The organism is Puniceibacterium sp. IMCC21224 (assembly GCF_001038505.1).
Lineage (GTDB): Bacteria > Pseudomonadota > Alphaproteobacteria > Rhodobacterales > Rhodobacteraceae > Puniceibacterium.
Map to the genome: position 1 here is coordinate 3,715,395 of NZ_LDPY01000001.1, position 15,806 is coordinate 3,731,200.

At 58.8% G+C, this 15,806-nt stretch carries 17 protein-coding genes and 1 pseudogene; 1 reads left to right on the top strand and 17 read right to left on the bottom strand.

Features of this window, described 5'->3' with window-relative positions:
* Nucleotides 1-422: 422 nt before the first annotated feature.
* The 17 genes and pseudogenes from IMCC21224_RS17275 to IMCC21224_RS17355 form a co-directional block, all read right to left on the bottom strand.
* Nucleotides 423-1,484 carry a TerY-C metal binding domain-containing protein gene (locus IMCC21224_RS17275; protein WP_047996397.1) on the bottom strand — a complete coding sequence of 354 codons (1,062 nt, stop codon included), beginning with the start codon at nucleotides 1,482-1,484 and terminating at the stop codon, nucleotides 423-425.
* On the bottom strand, nucleotides 1,484-2,119 hold the full coding sequence (locus IMCC21224_RS17280; RefSeq protein ID WP_047996398.1) for a VWA domain-containing protein: 636 nt from the start codon (nucleotides 2,117-2,119) through the stop codon (nucleotides 1,484-1,486). The genes IMCC21224_RS17275 and IMCC21224_RS17280 overlap by 1 nt, the downstream gene beginning before the upstream one ends.
* 29 nt (nucleotides 2,120-2,148) lie before the next feature.
* Nucleotides 2,149-2,790 (bottom strand): VWA domain-containing protein, encoded by a 642-nt coding sequence (locus IMCC21224_RS17285; protein ID WP_047996399.1) that lies wholly within the window; start codon nucleotides 2,788-2,790, stop codon nucleotides 2,149-2,151.
* 32 nt (nucleotides 2,791-2,822) lie between these two features.
* Nucleotides 2,823-3,845 carry a DUF4236 domain-containing protein gene (locus IMCC21224_RS26635; RefSeq protein WP_053079026.1) on the bottom strand — a complete coding sequence of 341 codons (1,023 nt, stop codon included), beginning with the start codon at nucleotides 3,843-3,845 and terminating at the stop codon, nucleotides 2,823-2,825.
* A gap of 53 nt (nucleotides 3,846-3,898) precedes the next feature.
* A complete protein-coding gene (locus tag IMCC21224_RS17295; protein ID WP_047996400.1) occupies nucleotides 3,899-5,059 on the bottom strand; it encodes a TerD family protein in 1,161 nt (386 codons plus the stop codon).
* 105 nt (nucleotides 5,060-5,164) lie between these two features.
* Nucleotides 5,165-5,743, bottom strand: a complete 579-nt coding sequence (locus IMCC21224_RS17300) for a TerD family protein (protein WP_047996401.1) — start codon at nucleotides 5,741-5,743, stop codon at nucleotides 5,165-5,167.
* Nucleotides 5,744-5,822: 79 nt separating this feature from the next.
* Nucleotides 5,823-6,401 carry a TerD family protein gene (locus IMCC21224_RS17305; protein ID WP_047996402.1) on the bottom strand — a complete coding sequence of 193 codons (579 nt, stop codon included), beginning with the start codon at nucleotides 6,399-6,401 and terminating at the stop codon, nucleotides 5,823-5,825.
* 62 nt (nucleotides 6,402-6,463) lie between these two features.
* Entirely contained in the window at nucleotides 6,464-7,417 is a 954-nt protein-coding gene (locus IMCC21224_RS17310; protein WP_047996403.1) for a calcium/sodium antiporter, read from the bottom strand.
* A 71-nt stretch (nucleotides 7,418-7,488) separates the two neighbouring features.
* Nucleotides 7,489-7,938 carry a tellurite resistance TerB family protein gene (locus tag IMCC21224_RS17315; RefSeq protein WP_047996404.1) on the bottom strand — a complete coding sequence of 150 codons (450 nt, stop codon included), beginning with the start codon at nucleotides 7,936-7,938 and terminating at the stop codon, nucleotides 7,489-7,491.
* A gap of 10 nt (nucleotides 7,939-7,948) precedes the next feature.
* Nucleotides 7,949-8,590: a TerD family protein gene (locus IMCC21224_RS17320; RefSeq protein WP_231582111.1), complete on the bottom strand. Its 642-nt coding sequence runs from the start codon at nucleotides 8,588-8,590 to the stop codon at nucleotides 7,949-7,951.
* Nucleotides 8,591-8,627: 37 nt separating this feature from the next.
* The gene (locus tag IMCC21224_RS17325; protein ID WP_047996406.1) at nucleotides 8,628-9,344 is read right to left on the bottom strand and encodes a DnaJ family molecular chaperone; all 717 of its coding nucleotides are present in this window, start codon (nucleotides 9,342-9,344) and stop codon (nucleotides 8,628-8,630) included.
* The gene (locus IMCC21224_RS17330; protein ID WP_047996407.1) at nucleotides 9,341-10,252 is read right to left on the bottom strand and encodes an HpcH/HpaI aldolase/citrate lyase family protein; all 912 of its coding nucleotides are present in this window, start codon (nucleotides 10,250-10,252) and stop codon (nucleotides 9,341-9,343) included. The genes IMCC21224_RS17325 and IMCC21224_RS17330 overlap by 4 nt, the downstream gene beginning before the upstream one ends.
* A complete protein-coding gene (locus IMCC21224_RS17335) occupies nucleotides 10,252-11,352 on the bottom strand; it encodes a cysteine protease StiP domain-containing protein (RefSeq protein WP_047996408.1) in 1,101 nt (366 codons plus the stop codon). Before IMCC21224_RS17335 ends, IMCC21224_RS17330 begins: the two co-directional genes overlap by 1 nt.
* A complete protein-coding gene (locus tag IMCC21224_RS17340; RefSeq protein ID WP_047996409.1) occupies nucleotides 11,352-12,089 on the bottom strand; it encodes a hypothetical protein in 738 nt (245 codons plus the stop codon). The genes IMCC21224_RS17335 and IMCC21224_RS17340 overlap by 1 nt, the downstream gene beginning before the upstream one ends.
* Nucleotides 12,086-13,300 (bottom strand): phosphoribosyltransferase domain-containing protein, encoded by a 1,215-nt coding sequence (locus tag IMCC21224_RS17345; protein WP_047996410.1) that lies wholly within the window; start codon nucleotides 13,298-13,300, stop codon nucleotides 12,086-12,088. The genes IMCC21224_RS17340 and IMCC21224_RS17345 overlap by 4 nt, the downstream gene beginning before the upstream one ends.
* Before the next feature lie 6 nt (nucleotides 13,301-13,306).
* Entirely contained in the window at nucleotides 13,307-13,954 is a 648-nt protein-coding gene (locus tag IMCC21224_RS17350; protein WP_053079027.1) for a DUF1523 family protein, read from the bottom strand.
* Between the two features lie 289 nt (nucleotides 13,955-14,243).
* Nucleotides 14,244-15,505: pseudogene (locus tag IMCC21224_RS17355) on the bottom strand (RsmB/NOP family class I SAM-dependent RNA methyltransferase).
* A gap of 93 nt (nucleotides 15,506-15,598) precedes the next feature.
* On the opposite strand from IMCC21224_RS17355, the gene IMCC21224_RS17360 reads away from it, so the two are divergent.
* The gene (locus tag IMCC21224_RS17360) at nucleotides 15,599-15,802 is read left to right on the top strand and encodes a DUF1674 domain-containing protein (RefSeq protein WP_047996411.1); all 204 of its coding nucleotides are present in this window, start codon (nucleotides 15,599-15,601) and stop codon (nucleotides 15,800-15,802) included.
* Nucleotides 15,803-15,806: the final 4 nt, after the last annotated feature.

Consider the following 15,806-nt stretch of genomic DNA (forward strand, 5'->3'; position numbering starts at 1 on the left):
GTCCGACGTCATGCTGGCCATTTCGGACGGCAGGCCCCTTGCCTCATCCGCCCCGATTTCGCCATCCTTTGGTGCTATTGCCAGTGTCTGGGCCACCGGCCCGGACCCAGCTTCGTTGCCGGTCCGCCCATCCGCGAGAGCGGCGTTCGGTAGATCGTCGTCGGATGTCGGCACGCCAATTGCGCTCACTAGCGCAGCCAGAGGTTCGGCGGACGCTGCACCGGCTTCTGGCTCATCATCAGTTTGCGCCCTCCGGCGGGACGATACATCCTGAAGGTAGGCCAGAACCGTCAGTTCGCTTTCCGTCAGGTTTTCCATCCCATCCGGCACATGCTCCGGGACTCGGGGGCCCGTGTGGCAAAGTATCTTCACCATATTCTCAAACGCCAGGTCGTCATAGGTCCGCTCGTCAGGGTCGGGGCTCATCCGCGGCCCCTGCCGATATCAAAGCCTCCGTCCGAACCATCAGAGACACCGTAGGTTGCGGTTTTGCCGCACCAGGGGCAGGTCGCCTCACCATCGCCACTGACGCAGTGGATTCCGCCACAGCCACAGACGGCCATACCGAATTGCGCATGGCAATGCGGACAGTCAGGCTGTCCGATAAGCTGTGTCGAGCTGACGCTGTGATCCGTTTTTGATCCGTCCGAAAGTTCGAAATAATCCTGCTGTACGGGAACCGCCGCTTTCAACAGGTATTCGCGGGTCTTGAACAGCTCGGCGAGGTGCGGATCCTGTGCGCCAATGCGATTCATATGGCGTTCGTATTTGACCACATAGGGCGCCTTAGTGTCGGTGCAGCGGCCCACAAACACCGCGTACCGGTCATCAAGCGCCTCAAACGGCATCCCGCCTGACCCACGGCCCGAAACATCGTCACCGATCTTGGTCAGGGTGATGCCACCGCCCGCCGTGACGCTGCGGGTTGAGCTTTTGACCGAATTGGTGATCCACGTGATGAATTTTTTGAACGCCCCATCCACGGTGTCGTCAAACGGAATGATGTCATTGGTCAACCGGGACAGGATCGCCTGATCCCCGCCGCCGCCGATCGAGACCGCCACAAGCGCCACACGATGGGCGTATTTCTCTTTCCAGCGCCGCAGCGCCGATTCGGCATTGTCCGTTGGCACACCGTCCGTCATCAAAAAGACCAGCGGTTTCCAGTCGCCCTTTTGTTCGGGGCTGCTGGGGGTCACGCTGCGGTCTATCTCGTCCATCAGATGCACCAACGCACCGCCAAGCCCGGTCCCGCCACCAACCGGCAGGTGCGGCGGCACAAATTCCGTGAGTTCGGTCAACGGAACCAGCGTTCTTGCCCGCCCGGCAAAGGCGATCACCGAAAGCCACGCAGTTTCAAGCGCATAGGGATCCTGCATCAGATCCGCAGTGATCTGGCGCATACCGCTTTCCAGTTGGACAAGCGCGTCACCCGCCATGGATTCAGAAACGTCGATTAGCAGAAAGATTGGAAATTTACGCATCACAGCACCACGTTGATTTCAGGAGGCGGCGGCGGCAGGCTCTTGGTGTCATTGGTGCCAAGGCTCTTGTTGCCAGATGCGATGACTTCGGAGACCCACTTGAACAACTTGCCAAAGGCGCTGCTGTCCATCGTATCCAGACGCACGATGTGATCGCACAGCGCCTTTAGATCCGCCTCGCGGGCTTTGGGTCCGGCCGCACAGCCGATGATGCTGGCAAAGCCCAGTTTGCGCATCGCCGCACATTGTTCCGCATATAGCTGCGTGTCAGACGGCTTGCCGTCGGTCATGACAAAAAGATACGGGGCCCAGTCGCCCTTGGCCTCATCGGTGCCCTTTTTGACATCGGCCCTGACCTGCACGCCTAGCGTCTCAAGCGCCAGACCTAGATGGGTGGGGCCGGAGCGGGGCGTCGTGATCTGGGGCAGAACTACATCCTCAAGCGGAGTCAGAGGGACAATCGTCTTGGCCTCGGCATCAAACGTGATCACCGTCATATACACAGTTTCGAGCGCATAGGGATCCTGTCGCAACGCGGCGATCAACGTTTCCATCCCGGCATTCACCGCCTCGATAGGCTCACCTTGCATACTGCCGGATGTATCGAGCAGCATGTACACGGGAAGTCGTCTCATATCCGTCCCCTCCTTGTTAAGATCCTGGATCAGGGTTTTGTCAGGTTTACGCCCGTCGGAGTCGGCGGAAGTTCATCAACACCACCGACATCATTCTTGCTCAGGTCGATCTTGCGCGACGACGTGGTGATCGACGCCGACACCCATTTAAAGAACGATGCGATTGTCGCACCATCCGTGGTATCCAAAGTCACCACAATTTCCGAGATTTCCCCGAGCACCTTGACGTCCGCGCTGGGGCCGGCAGCACAGCAGATCACCATGCCGGGTTTTGCGGCGCGAAACGCCTTAAGACCCTTTTCCCAACTGTCGGTCGGCGCACCATCGGTCATCAGGAATACCAGCGGTTTCCAATCGCCTTTGGTCACGGGATCGGATTTGCGCACCTCGCGCGTGATGCAATCAGCCGCCAGCGACAGCGCCTCACCCAACGACGTCGCGCCATTCGCCTCAATACTCGGGGCCTGAAAATCCGTAAGCTCGGTCAGTGGCACAACCTGTCTGGCGGCGGTGTCAAACGTGATCACCGACAGATAGGCGGTTTCAAGAGCATAGGGGTCCTGGCGCAGCGTACTGACCAGCAGATCCAGACCGTCACGGACGGCGTTGATCGCCTCACCGCGCATAGAGGTCGAGGTATCAAGAAGCAGGTATACCGGAAGTCTTCGCATAAATTTCCCTTTCTAATCGTCAACACCCCAGGTCAGGCGCGTTTTCTAAGGCGATCCGCAACATCGGCAAAAGATTTGTCATGGGCATAAAGACCCGAAAGTTCCTGCCGGCAGCGCGTGCGATCCCCGGTTTCTTCGAATAAAAGCGCCCTTTCATACCAAGCGAGCTTGTGCACATCCTCGGGGGTGTCGTCGTCCAGCATGGCGCGGGCATAGCTATCTATCGCTTCGGTCAGTGCGCCACCGCGCGCCAATGCACGCGCCCGCATCACATCGCGCGCCCATCCAAGCCCCGAAACCGGCGCCGCCCGGTCCAGAATAGCGACAAGATCCGACATCTTCATCTTGCGACCATCATTCGCCTCAAAGGCGACCTCGGCCAGAGACAATGCCACAACCAGATCTTCCGGCACCTGATGGATCATCGACTTGAGCACCCGCAGCGCCTCGCTTAGCTGCTGACCAGCCTGATACGCCTCGGCAAGAGCGAGCCGGGCTGATCGTGAGTCCGGGCCGATATGCGCCGTCACTTCCGGGGTGATCGGATAGGCGATCTCAATTGAGACGCCGTTTCGCGCGCATATCTGCCCGAGGTCATCCTGGTTCTTCAACGCCGCTTCGAGATGATCAGCCGCCGAAATCCAGTTGCCATCGCGCAACTCGATCACACCTGCCAGCCAGGATGCATCCGCGATTCCCGGCATCTCATCCAGCTTGGCAAGCGCTTCGCCCGTGTTGCCGCCCTGAAACGCGACCACAGCGCGCAGAAAATCCCGGTCCAAGGTCGCAGATGCGGCAGCCGTATCGACGCGGTAGGTTGGCTGCGGTGCCTGTGCCGGGGCCTGCGATTGCCCCGCGCGTGCCTTACGGCCCTTTCCGTGGCGGACCGTGTAATTCAGCCCGGTGCCCGGCAATCCCAACGTGGTTCGGCTGCCGCGACCACCAATAGTATGTTTAAGGCCGCGCGGACCAATCGACAACGACGGTCCCGATTTGCTCATGTTGAGCGTCACACCGGGAAAGAGCTTTTTTCGGGTAAAAAATCTGAAGCTCATGAACGCTGCTCCCTCTCGTCGCTAATTCGACTGACTAACCTTGTGATCCGCGCTTATTTCCGCCCTGCTCGCCAGCGCATGCCCCAGCCATATGCATTGTCCATCGGTTCATGCCCGGCGAAAAAACGGACCTCGCGGTTTACACGGATCTGATTGTTCTGGTTCTCCAACAGCGCTACGGCGCACATACCGTCACGATTGCTGGCACCCAACTCATTCATCCTGACTTCGACTTCGGGCTGGCCGGGGACCATAAGCCGGATGACACCGTCGGTTTCCTGCCAGTTGGCCACACCTTCGTAAATGAATGCAAAGATCAGAACGCGGCGAAATTTGGACCAGGCATCACCGTTGATCTCTAGCCATTCACCGTCCGTCGATGTGCCGGTCCGGTCATCCGCCATCAACTTCGTATACGGCAATGCGCCAAGGTCGCCAAAACAGTTCCCAAGCGCCTGCACGACCCCGAATTCGCCGGTCTGGAATTCAACGAACGCCCCAAGATCAAGGTCGATCCCGCGCTTGCCCATCCCGAACAGACCGCCAGACTTTTTCTTTTGATTCCAGTTCAGATTGACGCGGATGCGACCAAACTTGCCATCGTCCTTTTTGAGCGAAATCGTGCTTTCGTTCTTGGTCAGAGAGACCTTGGTCAAATTGACCGATGGTTTGGACGCGGCGGGTTTCGGGGCCGGTTTCGGGGCGGGGGCCGGTGCCGGGGCGGGCGCGGCGACTTCGACGCCGAAATGTTCGGCCAATGCCTGTAATCCGCCATTAAAGCCCTGGCTCACATTGCGAATTTTCCACTGGTTGTTGCGCTTGTAAATCTCGCAAAGGATCAGCGCCGCCTCTGATCGTCCAGCGGTGGCGACTTGCATCTCGAGTCCACCCGTCCCTGACAGCCGCAGCCCGCTGACCTGACTAAAGGCACCAACATCGAGAGTGGCATTCACAGCTATCTTTTCCACATCAGCGCTGATCTTGCCAAGGTCAAAGGAAAAGCTTTGCCTGTCACCGCTGACATTCAGGGATACCGCGCCACCACCGATGGAGGTTTGATTGAAAAAGCACATGTCGCCGTCACCACGCACCTTGCCGTCAGAATACAGCTGCAGGGCGGTGACATCGATTGCGCTCCCCTGCGGAAGGTGCACGTCCAGTGTGAATTCCGGCGATGACAGCGGCGCGTTTGCGCCCATGGCAAGTGTCGTCAATGATCCATCTCCCGTAGATCGGCGCGAAACCTGACATGCGCAGGTCGCAGCAAGGGCAAAGGGCGCACGCGGAGTGTGATCACTCCGCGTGCTATCACTTGGGGCTTAGCCCAGGTTCACACCATGCGAAGATGCGAGCGGCCCAAGACCACCTTCAAAGCCGGCGCCGATTGCCTTGAACTTCCACTCTTCGTTGTGGCGGTAGACTTCGCCAAAGATCATCGCCGTTTCGATCGAATAATCCTCGGACAGGTCATAGCGCGCAAGTTCTTTGCTGCCATCCTGGTTGATGACACGCATGAACGCGTTTGCCACCTGACCAAAGTTCTGGCTGCGCGATGCCGCTTCGTGAATGGTCACAGCAAAAACCAGTTTTTTGACGTCGGCGGGAACCGCACTCAGATCAATTTTGACCTGCTCGTCATCGCCTTCACCTTCACCGCTTCGATTGTCGCCGGTATGTTCGACGGATCCATCCGGGCTCTTGGCATTGTTGTAGAAAATAAAGTGCTGATCAGACAGCACTTTACCGTCTGCGCCGCAGACAAAGACCGACGCATCAAGATCGAATTCGGCGCCATCGGTGACGCGCGGGTCCCAGCCTAGGCCGACAGTGACCTTGCTCAGGCCTGGTGCCTCCTTGCTCAGAGAGACGTTGCCGCCTTTTTGAAGTGATACAGCCATTTTGATTTCCTTTTTGACACGGTTCGCAGGTGCCGGCGCAGCCCGCGCCGACGTCGTTGTTATAGTTCAAAAGTTGGGGTTAGCCGATATTCAGCCCGTATTGACGGCACATTGCCGCCAACCCGCCATTGTAGCCCTGGCCAACGGCACGGAACTTCCAATCGCCATTGTGCCGATACAGCTCTCCAAAGACCATCGCCGTCTCGGTCGAGTAATCCTCGGTCAGGTCATAGCGCACCACTTCGTTTCCGGTCTCATCGTTCACAACGCGGATAAAGGCGTTTGCAACCTGGCCAAACGACTGACGCCGCGCCTCAAAATCATGGATCGTAACGGTGATGGCAACCGTCTGGACATCCTGCGGAACCTTGGAGAGGTCGACCTTGATCGACTCATCGTCGCCATCGCCTTCGCCTGTGCGATTGTCGCCGGTATGACTGACCGAGCCGCAAACCGAATTCATCTGATTGTAGAAAATGAAATCTGCATCACTGCGCGCCTTGCCCGAGGCATTCAGCAGAAACGCCGAAGCATCAAGGTCAAATTCAGATCCATCTGTCTGACGCTCATCCCAACCAAGGCCAACCAAAACCTTGGTCAGGCCGGGATCTGTTTTGGTCAGAGACAGGTTTTGACCTTTGGAAAGCGTAAGTGCCATTGTTTGTCCTTTCGTAGAGTAGAGTTTTGAGCAGTTGCTGCGAAAAAGGGATCAGAGCCGCGTTAATAGAGGTACTGAACCGCGATGAAGACCAGATAGCCTGCGGACATCAGCGCACCGGCGACACGCCCGATCTTGCCAGTGAACAGCAGGAAAACGGCAAAGAGCATCGTCACAGCAACCACGATCGGCATGTCAAACTGCGCGAACCGGGTGTCGATGATCAGCGGTTTTGCAATCGCCGAAAATGCCATGACCGACAGAATATTAAAGATGTTCGACCCGATGATGCCACCGATGATCATATCCGAATGACCCTTGCGGGCCGCCGCCACGCAGGCAGTAAGCTCTGGCAGAGAGGTTCCAAAGGCGATCAGAGTCATACCAATAACCGCCTCTGGCACGCCAAGCGCCACACCACCGGCAACCGCGCCTTGAACAAGCAGCTCAGAGCCGACAAGCAGCGTCAAGATGCCGACACACAGCATCAGACCAGGCATGGTCGTGCCTGCGTCGTCCCCGTCGTCGTCATCATCGACTTCAAGTTTGGACGCTTTGTATTGATACAGCACATAGGCGACAATCGCCGCGACCATGGCAAAGCCGCCCCAACGCGGCACAAGTCCATACAGGATGGCCGCAGTCATCGCGGCGGTGGCACCGATCATCACCAATGTGTCCACACGCACTTCGGCCCGATCAAAGACAATCGGCGCAATGATCGCCGAAATGCCGATCACCATCAGGATATTCGCAATATTCGAACCAATCACATTACCAACGGATATCCCGGGATAACCCGAGAGGTTGGCGTTGACCGACGTGAACAGCTCGGGCGCGGAGGTACCAAAAGCCACAATTGTGGCCGCGATAAAGAGCTTGGACAGTCCCGATTTTTCGGCAATGACCACCGCGTTGTCTACGGTCCAGTCGCCGCCCTTTACCAGCAAGTAAACGCCAAAAGAAATCGCGCCGAGTGCAATGACAATCAGCTGATAGGACTCAAGTTCGTGCATCATATTTCCTGTTTGGACAATTCGGGCGAGTCACAAGACCCGCCCATGCATTTGATTAACTTATCGATTGACTAGAGATCAAATTCGGCAGGATTTAGCCCAAGTTCGCGCGCAATTTCGGCAACCATGGCTTTTTCCTGATCATCAAAATCGCCGTCGGCCGCGCCGATGGCACAGACCACGCGAACCAGAAGTCGCGCCTGATCTTCGTTGCCTTTAATCTTGCCGATCACCTTCAGCGCGGACGCCTTGCCAATCATATGATCGAATTCAAAATCGCCAGCGGCCTTTTGAAAGACCTCGATCACCTGACGCATTTCGAAATGCTTCAGCTCATCCGCGCGCTCAAGAAAGCCAGCCATCTTTTGCTTTTCGGATGCATCAATGGTGCCATCCGCCGCAGCCACCAGGGCACAGCCGTTTACCACAGCTTCCATAAAAGCGCGGTTCTTGAATTTCGACGCTTCGGCCGTTAGCTTGGTCCGGGCCTGTTCGGCATTCTGTTTCAACCAGTTAAGCATATCGTTCTCCTTAAATTTCTGCCATGGCCGCGCCGACAAGTTCCTGTGCGGTGCGTCCGTTGGTGGGGGTTCCATGAGCCGTCATCTGCCAGCCCGAAGAGGTCTTTTCCATCGACGCCATGACGACGCCGGTGTGGCGGCCTTTTTCTGTCAGGGTGTACCGGCAGATTTCTGATTTAGTGCTGTCGTCGACCAGACGCGCAAAAGCATTGTCCACTTCGTCAAAAGTCTGGCCACGGAAACTGTTGACGGTGAAGACAAGGTACTTGGCCCGGGAATCAAGGGATCTGAGATCAACATAAATGGTTTCGTCATCTCCATCGCCTTCACCGGTCAAATTGTCTCCGCTGTGCTGAATCGATCCGTCGTTGGATTTCAACTGTTTGAACCAGACCAGATCAATCGCCTGCTTGCCGTCGTCAAAGACGATCACCGAAGCGTCCAGATCAATATCATCCGCGCCACCGCCGCCGAACAAGCCTCCGAGGAAGCCTTTCTTTTTCGGTTGCGCCGGATCCCATCCGCACCCCATAAAAATCTTGGTAAGGCCCGATTTCTTTTCGAGGGATAGTGTCTGTCCCTTGGCCAGCGAAATGCTCATTATTTTCTCCCTTTTGCGCAAGCTCACGTCAGCGAGGTATTCAGAATCCACCCCGTTACAAGGTGGAAGGACGGGAAAAGCGCTGACATTAGATTTCCCGTCCCTGAAGATGGATCCGAGAGCCGGACTTGATCTTCGCTATTTCTTCGTAGGCGTCATTAAAGTCTGCAAGCCGGGCGTTTGCCAGCTCGATCATTTCCTTTGGCAGTCCGTTTGCGATCAACTGATCTGGGTGATTCTCGCGTACAAACTGCTTTCTGACCGCGCGCAAATCGTCCAGCGACACATCGGTAGACACTCCCAATATTCGGTACGGATCCCGCAGCGCGGGCACGTGGCGCGCCCTGAGAACCAGATAAATGTCGTCACTCAAGCCAAATATTTCTGTCACCCGTCTTAGGAATGCAGACTCGGCCGGATGATATTTGCTATCGGCCACGGCAATGTGAAACAGCCCGTCCAGAACATCCTGCCGCAGCGTATCACCACTTGGCGTGCGCGGCAGCACATTTGACAATTGACGCGCATAGGCTTCAAAGCCGGTTGTTTCCTGTCGGCAAAGGTTGAACACGCGCGCCGCATTGGCCTCTTCCTCGGGCGGGATATCAAAAACCCGCCGGAACATCGTGACCTCGTCCCGGGTCACAATGCCGTCAGCCTTGGCCATCTTGGCTGCAAGGGCAATGAAGGCGATTGAGAACGCCACCGTGTCAGTGGGGGCTCGCGGTTCAAGGGATTTGCGAACCGCCTGACCGGCGGCGTCGAGATAAGCGAGAATGCGCTGCCAAATGCTCGTTGTGGTCATGCTGAACTCACGAATTCAAAATCCCTCTGAACACCAAAAACCTTGGCTCTAGCAAGAATTCGCTTGGCCCAGGCAGAGTGTGTCGATGGCTCGCACATCATCCCACCGATCTGGAACACCGCACTGGCGCGATTGTCCAAGACAGCTTTGGCCTGCTCGATCTCTGCCTCGGATACGCGGAACGCATCCAGAATATAGTCGACCTGCGCGGGATGAATTGCGGTTTTCGAAATGAACCCGGCCGCCACATCCTGCGCAACCTCGCGTTTCAGCGTCTCCATGTCCCCGATGATGTCGAAAACCGGCGCTGCCACGGGATATCCCGCAGAAATCAGCATCGAAGACGCCATCGCCAGCACCCAGGCCAATGGCCCTTCCCAGGATGTAATCCCGTGCTGTCGCCGCAGGGCCATTGCCGCCAAAAGATCGTTTCCGCCTAGCCGAATTGCCGCGATCCGACGCTTGTCGTGATCGTCAAGAATGTCCCGCAGCGCTGTGATACGCCCGGGATCGAAAAACTGCGAGCTCTCGACTGTCGGCATGATCCGCAGATCCGCCGCCTCTGCCAAGGTCATCCAGGCCGCAGCGGTTTCGGGCAATATCTTGGGGGCGACAAAGCCTTCGATCTGTTCGATTCCCGCAAACTCGGCCAATTGCAGCCCCATCTCAAGCGATCGGGGCCGGACGAATATGCGCGTGCCGGACGCCACCAGGCCCCGCCTGAGAAGCGATTTCAGCGTGGCAATCCCGCGCGCCACATCATCCGCGGCCAGCGCATCCTCGAGGCACAGAACAACCGACGGCGACGGAAAATCAACTTCGCCGCACAGATACGCCGGGACGCGGTGATGAACGATTGGCATATAAAGCGTGGCGCCAAGCGCGTAAGATGAGAAATCCCACTGCATCAAGCGACCTTTTCAATCAGTGTAATCGCGCGGTAGGGGCCGAGTAGAGCCTGATCTTGGATCATATCGACGCAATCCGTCCGGCACAAATGGATCAATGCCGCGAGATCGGGGTCATCGAATGACCGCACAAAGACCTTTTGGGGCCGACGCCGCAGGATTGCCCGCGTGGCCTCGGCGATCCCCGGCTTGATCCGGTTGAGATTGGTCACTTCGAACTGTTTGGCGATGGCATGTACGGCGGCAAGGGCGCGCGCCTGCCGTGCGTTTGCGCCAACCGGCTGATCTGCGGGCACAGGCGTCGTCCGGTAACGGTCCATGTGTCGCGTAATCTGATCGACATAATCCAGCGACACATCGATGTCGTTCAGGTGATCCACGGGAATTGATCCGTGAAAATCGTCGGGACCGATCACATCCGGGTTCAAAATCGACCGGCTGATCAAACCCGAGACATTGGCCCCAAGGATCCCGGACGGAATCAACCAGTCGTCGTGCGACCCCGACATCGTCGCAAAGCCGCACGGATCAGCCAGCACGACCAGCTCGACGGTGTTTCGCCCGGTGATCGCCTGCCAGGATTTTTGCAGCTCGGTTGCGATGGCCCCCTTGCCGGTCCAGCCGTCGACAAACACGACGCCATCCTCTGTGCGCCTGTCGAGGATGTAGGCCATCGCGTTATGGTCCAACCCGCGATCGCGAATGATCGACACGCCAAAGTGGTGGGTGTCGACCCCCAGCGCTGACAATTCGCGCTGTAGCAGAACACCATAAGGGACACCTGCCCGCACCAGCGAACACAAGGTGAGCTGCGGCGCGAGCGATCCCGCAACGACTCGGTCCGCGATGCGCCGGGCCAGACCGGATATCTCACGTGCGATCCGATCCACACCATTGCTGCGGGCCGCCCCAAAGATTTCCAGATATCGTTCGTCCGGACGGCGTTCCTGCGAAATCATCTCTGAATAATGCGCCGCGCCGCTCTGAATCAGGCGCTCTTTTGTGGCTATATCCGTCGGGATGATCTGCACTGGCTTGAGCAGAAAAGTAACATCCTCGGGATTGTAGGAACCGGTGATCATCTGCGGTGCCGGGGGCATCACAGCCCCCCGGAGCGCAGGATTTCACGGTCAATCTGCGAATGCCGCGGAATGACCAGCATGTCGCAGGTCGCCATAAACGGCAGGTCGGTCAGACTGTCGCCCATGCCAAACACAGGCACCCTGTCACCGCTCAGCAGTTCTTGCGATAGGTATTCGACTGCGGCCCGCTTTGAAATTCCCACAGGCGTGTAGGATAGGTTGTTGTCGTTGCGGTGTCGGACCAGCCCGGCGCCTGCAATGGCGCCTAGCCCATCCTCGATCTCGTCTAGCGCGGCGGCGTCGCTGTTGGATTTGACGCAGAAATAAAACCCGGTGCCGAATTCTTCGACGACCCAACACCTGTAGCGATCCGGCATTGTTTCGGTTCGCACAAAGCCAATCAGGTCCTCAAGCGCGCCGGTCGCAGCCTCTGCCTGCCGCCGGGTCTGCTCGAACCAATCGGGATCGGGGGTGCCGTCAGGCAAAAGGATAACCGCCCCGTTGGTGCAAATCTGATAGTCCGTGAACGGTACGCGACACCGCCTTAGCGCCTCGGTCGAGCGGGCGGTGACGGGGATAAACCGCGTCGATCCCAGCAGCCAGTCCATCATCAATGCCTGAGACTGCGACATATAGGAATGGCTACCATTCAGCGCTTCTGAGGCCAGCCTGTCATCCTGCGGCGCATCCCGCATCTTGCGTGCGGTCTGAAAAATCGTGTCGTCAAGGTCGCTGAAAACGATGGGACGCGTCATGCCGGTTGCTCGGCAGCCGTCAGAACCGACACGGTACCCGCACCGTCGATCACATCGACCCGACCGAGCCAGTTCACGAACTCGTCGGGCAATCCGTCGGTGCCCGTTTCGGTAAACAGCAGGATGCGGTCCCATTCGGACGGAACGACGTTGTGCATGTACATCCAGAATCCCTGTCCATAATGGTCCGAAAACGAGACTTTGTGGCGAATGGTTTCGCCCCGCAGGATCGGAGAGCGGGTTGTCGTGATGAACCGTGTATGGACGCCGCGGGCGCACAGCGCCTCTGCTGCCAACATCGGTTGCCAGACATGCTCGCCCGCGCCGACAACCAGAACCCTGTCGGTTTCACGTGGAGGATAAAACCCCGCCTGCTCGATCCGGGTCAGGATATCTTCGCCTGACTGGCGTGGCTCCGACGCAGCGATGCCGGTGCGCGGCGCGGCAAACACCTGCTCCACCTCGGGGCGCCAGCGTGAACAGCAGGTTTCACATCTGCCGGGCAGTCCCGAGTGCACCCAGTCCCGTTTCGGCGCCCAGTCCCACGCCCCCTGCTGCAAGGAGACACCACAGACGTCGGCATCCTGAAAGATGCCGCTGACCGCCGCCACTGCGCGACCGTCGGACCAGTCGGTAAGAGTCACCAGCACAACACGCCCGAACTGCAGACCCTGCGCGCGCAGCCCCGACGCCAGTTCGGCAAAGGTCTTGCCAGTGGTTGTTTCGTCATCGACCAGCACCAGCGTCGCATCCGGCCCGTGTTGCAGAACGCCCGGTCGCGGTTCAAGGATGATGTGATCGACGGCATGCGAATGGCTTTCTTCGATTGTGAACCAGTCGTCGGCCCCTTCTGGCGAAAACCGCGTTGTGGTCAGATATCCCATGTCGCGGTCGCCATGCGACATCCTGAGGCAGTCAAAGACCCCCGCCCCGATCCCCACAGCCGTTTCTGCAAATCCCATGACAAAGACCGGACCGGGCAAAAGATGTCCCGAAACGCCATCTGCCAGCGCCCTAAGGGCGGCCCGATGTTCGAGTGGGTGAACCGGAATATGTCTGCCAAGCACCGTAGACACAAAAAGAAACGCCCGTTTTGGATTGATGCGCTCGGCGACACGAAACAGCTCCCGCTCCAACACCTGGGTGGTTTGCAGGGTAAGCGCCCCAGCCTCAAGATAGTAGGTGCGGGTGGTCTCGGCCTTCGCCTTCATGACGGATCAATCTTTCTTGTCGCCGCCAGAGTTCAGAAAATCGTCAATATCAGCCCGGCCTTTCTGCGCATCTTCCCGAGACCGCTGTGCGGCGGCGTCTGCCTCATGGGCCGCAGCAGCCTGACGGTCCGCACGATCGGTCTCGCGCTGGCGACGGTTCTCGGCCCGGCTTTGCGTGACCCGATTGAGACGACGGACCCCCAAGAAGCCAAGAAACCCAAGAACGAGCAATACCACAGTGTTGAATACAGGAATGTGACGATAGCCCTCTTCGACCGGCCAGGCCTTGACCGCGTTGGGAAAGGCCGAGAACAGGGTCAGCCTCCATCCGTAGTGCCGCAGTGCCACAAGCTGCTTGTCAGTCGCAAGCGATTGAATTTGCGCCTGAAGATTGGCAGAATCGAACTTACCATACAGGAAATTATCCTCGTTCCGGTAGACGCGCGGTTGCCCGCTCGGTGTCTCCATCTGAAGCTGGTAAACATCGCGGGTGCGCTGCTGCCCGGTTTCGGTTTCGCTGATGTCAACGCGCTTGATCTCGACTCCGACGGCTCGCACCACATCTACTTGCGGCAGCGCATAGTGCAGCCCCACCAGCAGGATCAGCACAGGAATCGCAATCACAAGATTCCGAAGGGTCACAAATTTCTTCATCAAAAGTCCTCACAATTCATTTTGGGCCAGGATTTCCAGTCGTCGGATCAGAGTGGGCGATTTCCCCCCCCTGTGTCCGTCCACCACAACAAGATCCCGATCTGATGACGTCTACGTAATTATTGGTGTCGGTCTGGACAAGCGAACCAGCCACGAAGTCGCCAGTTTTCCTGACGCCGGATGTCCTCGACCGGCTCGCAAGCCTCTCCAGAGCAAAGATCCGCCGAACAGACCGGCACTGTGGACCGATTTGTGCGACAGACCTTTCACCGCACAGTGCAAACCGTTGTTACGCCTTGTGCAGTACCGCCATATAAAAGCCGTCCATCCCGCCCAGATCGGGCCAGAAATCCGGGCGCAGGCGCAACCCACCCTCGGATGTACGCCACTCTGGCGCGATCCAGGGCGCGTCAACATGCAGCACCTCAAGCCCCGGATGACGCACAACCGCCTCTTCAACCTGGCATTCACCTTCGTCGGGCAGAAGCGAGCAGGTGCAAAACACCAACCGACCACCCGGCGCCAGCAGGTCCAGCGCATGGTCGATCATCTGCGCCTGCAAACCGATCAGTTCGGCAATGCCGTCACCGATTCTGGCATGCGGCAGATCGGGATGGCGGCGGATCGTGCCGGTGGCGGAACAGGGGGCGTCCAGCAGGATGGCATCATAGACCCCCTGATGATCCAGCGCATCGCCCGTGACCATTTTGGCGCTCAGCCCGGTGCGAGCAAGGTTTTCGGCCACGCGTTCAAGCCGCGCGGGCGACAAGTCCAGCGCGGTCACGTTGGCCCCGCCCGCCGCCAGTTGCATCGTCTTGCCGCCCGGAGCCGCGCACATGTCCAGAACGTCGCGCCCCGCCACGTCACCCAGCAACCGCACCGGCAGTGCAGCAGCGGCGTCCTGCACCCACCACGCACCCTCAACAAATCCCGGCAGTGCAGTCACTTGCCCGGCGCCGGTCAGCCGCACCGAACCTGTGGGCAGCAACACCCCCCCAATTCCGCCGCCAGCGCCGTCGCATCGCCCCGCACTGTCAGATCCAGCGGCGCACCGGCAAAATGTGCCGCCTCCATCGCCATGACCGCCTCGCGGCCCCATGCCTCGATCAGCGGCGTACGCAACCAGACCGGCAGACGCGGCACCCGCAGCTTTGGCCACTCGGTCGGACCATGCGCCACGACTTTGCGCAGAACCGCGTTGACCAACCCTTTCATTCCCGCGGTGCGCCCGCCGCGTGCGACGATTCCCACCGCCTCGTTGACGACACCATGCGCCGCGCCGCCGCCGCACAGCTCGACTGTGGCCAGGCGCAGCACGTTCATCACCCGCAGGGGCGGCTCTTTCTTGAGAAAGGGTTTCAGCACCCGGTCCGCCCGCTCTAGCCCGCGCAGAACATCGGTGGTCAATCGCTGCGACGCTGCACGGTCGCCGGGAGGCATGGCTGCCCAATTCTCACCAGCCATCAACTCGGTCATCAGCCGCCCGTGGCCCAAAATCTGGTCCAGCAGATCCACAGCAGCGTGGCGGGCGGAAAGAATTTGCGGCGACATCGGCAGGCTCCGTTGCGGGTCAGGGCACAGGGGCGCACTTGCCCCCGATCAGTCGGCGCGTATATCAGGGGGATCAGAGCAAGGGAACAGCCGATGCCAGACGACACGCAAGACGACGCCCCGCGCGACCTGCCCCCCGCAGCCCTGCGCGCCCTGGCCGAAGCCGCCGAACGCCGCGCCCTGGCCGAAGCCGAGGCCCGCGCCAATCCGCGCCCCCCCGAACTGGGCGGTCGCAACGGGTTGGAACCAGTGCGCTATGGCGATTGGGAGAAAAAGGGTCTGGCGGTCGATTTCTGAGCCC

Bases quoted from the DNA above. Each gene is read 5' to 3' on its own strand.
- IMCC21224_RS17310 (WP_047996403.1), bottom strand. From the start codon at position 7,417: ATGCACGAACTTGAGTCCTATCAGCTGATTGTCATTGCACTCGGCGCG.
- IMCC21224_RS17300 (WP_047996401.1), bottom strand. From the start codon at position 5,743: ATGGCTGTATCACTTCAAAAAGGCGGCAACGTCTCTCTGAGCAAGGAG.
- IMCC21224_RS17340 (WP_047996409.1), bottom strand. From the start codon at position 12,089: ATGACGCGTCCCATCGTTTTCAGCGACCTTGACGACACGATTTTTCAG.
- IMCC21224_RS17305 (WP_047996402.1), bottom strand. From the start codon at position 6,401: ATGGCACTTACGCTTTCCAAAGGTCAAAACCTGTCTCTGACCAAAACA.
- IMCC21224_RS17330 (WP_047996407.1), bottom strand. From the start codon at position 10,252: ATGCAGTGGGATTTCTCATCTTACGCGCTTGGCGCCACGCTTTATATG.
- IMCC21224_RS17285 (WP_047996399.1), bottom strand. From the start codon at position 2,790: ATGCGAAGACTTCCGGTATACCTGCTTCTTGATACCTCGACCTCTATG.
- IMCC21224_RS17280 (WP_047996398.1), bottom strand. From the start codon at position 2,119: ATGAGACGACTTCCCGTGTACATGCTGCTCGATACATCCGGCAGTATG.
- IMCC21224_RS26635 (WP_053079026.1), bottom strand. From the start codon at position 3,845: ATGAGCTTCAGATTTTTTACCCGAAAAAAGCTCTTTCCCGGTGTGACG.
- IMCC21224_RS17325 (WP_047996406.1), bottom strand. From the start codon at position 9,344: ATGACCACAACGAGCATTTGGCAGCGCATTCTCGCTTATCTCGACGCC.
- IMCC21224_RS17275 (WP_047996397.1), bottom strand. From the start codon at position 1,484: ATGCGTAAATTTCCAATCTTTCTGCTAATCGACGTTTCTGAATCCATG.
- IMCC21224_RS17360 (WP_047996411.1), top strand. From the start codon at position 15,599: ATGCCAGACGACACGCAAGACGACGCCCCGCGCGACCTGCCCCCCGCA.
- IMCC21224_RS17350 (WP_053079027.1), bottom strand. From the start codon at position 13,954: ATGAAGAAATTTGTGACCCTTCGGAATCTTGTGATTGCGATTCCTGTG.
- IMCC21224_RS17335 (WP_047996408.1), bottom strand. From the start codon at position 11,352: ATGCCCCCGGCACCGCAGATGATCACCGGTTCCTACAATCCCGAGGAT.
- IMCC21224_RS17315 (WP_047996404.1), bottom strand. From the start codon at position 7,938: ATGCTTAACTGGTTGAAACAGAATGCCGAACAGGCCCGGACCAAGCTA.
- IMCC21224_RS17345 (WP_047996410.1), bottom strand. From the start codon at position 13,300: ATGAAGGCGAAGGCCGAGACCACCCGCACCTACTATCTTGAGGCTGGG.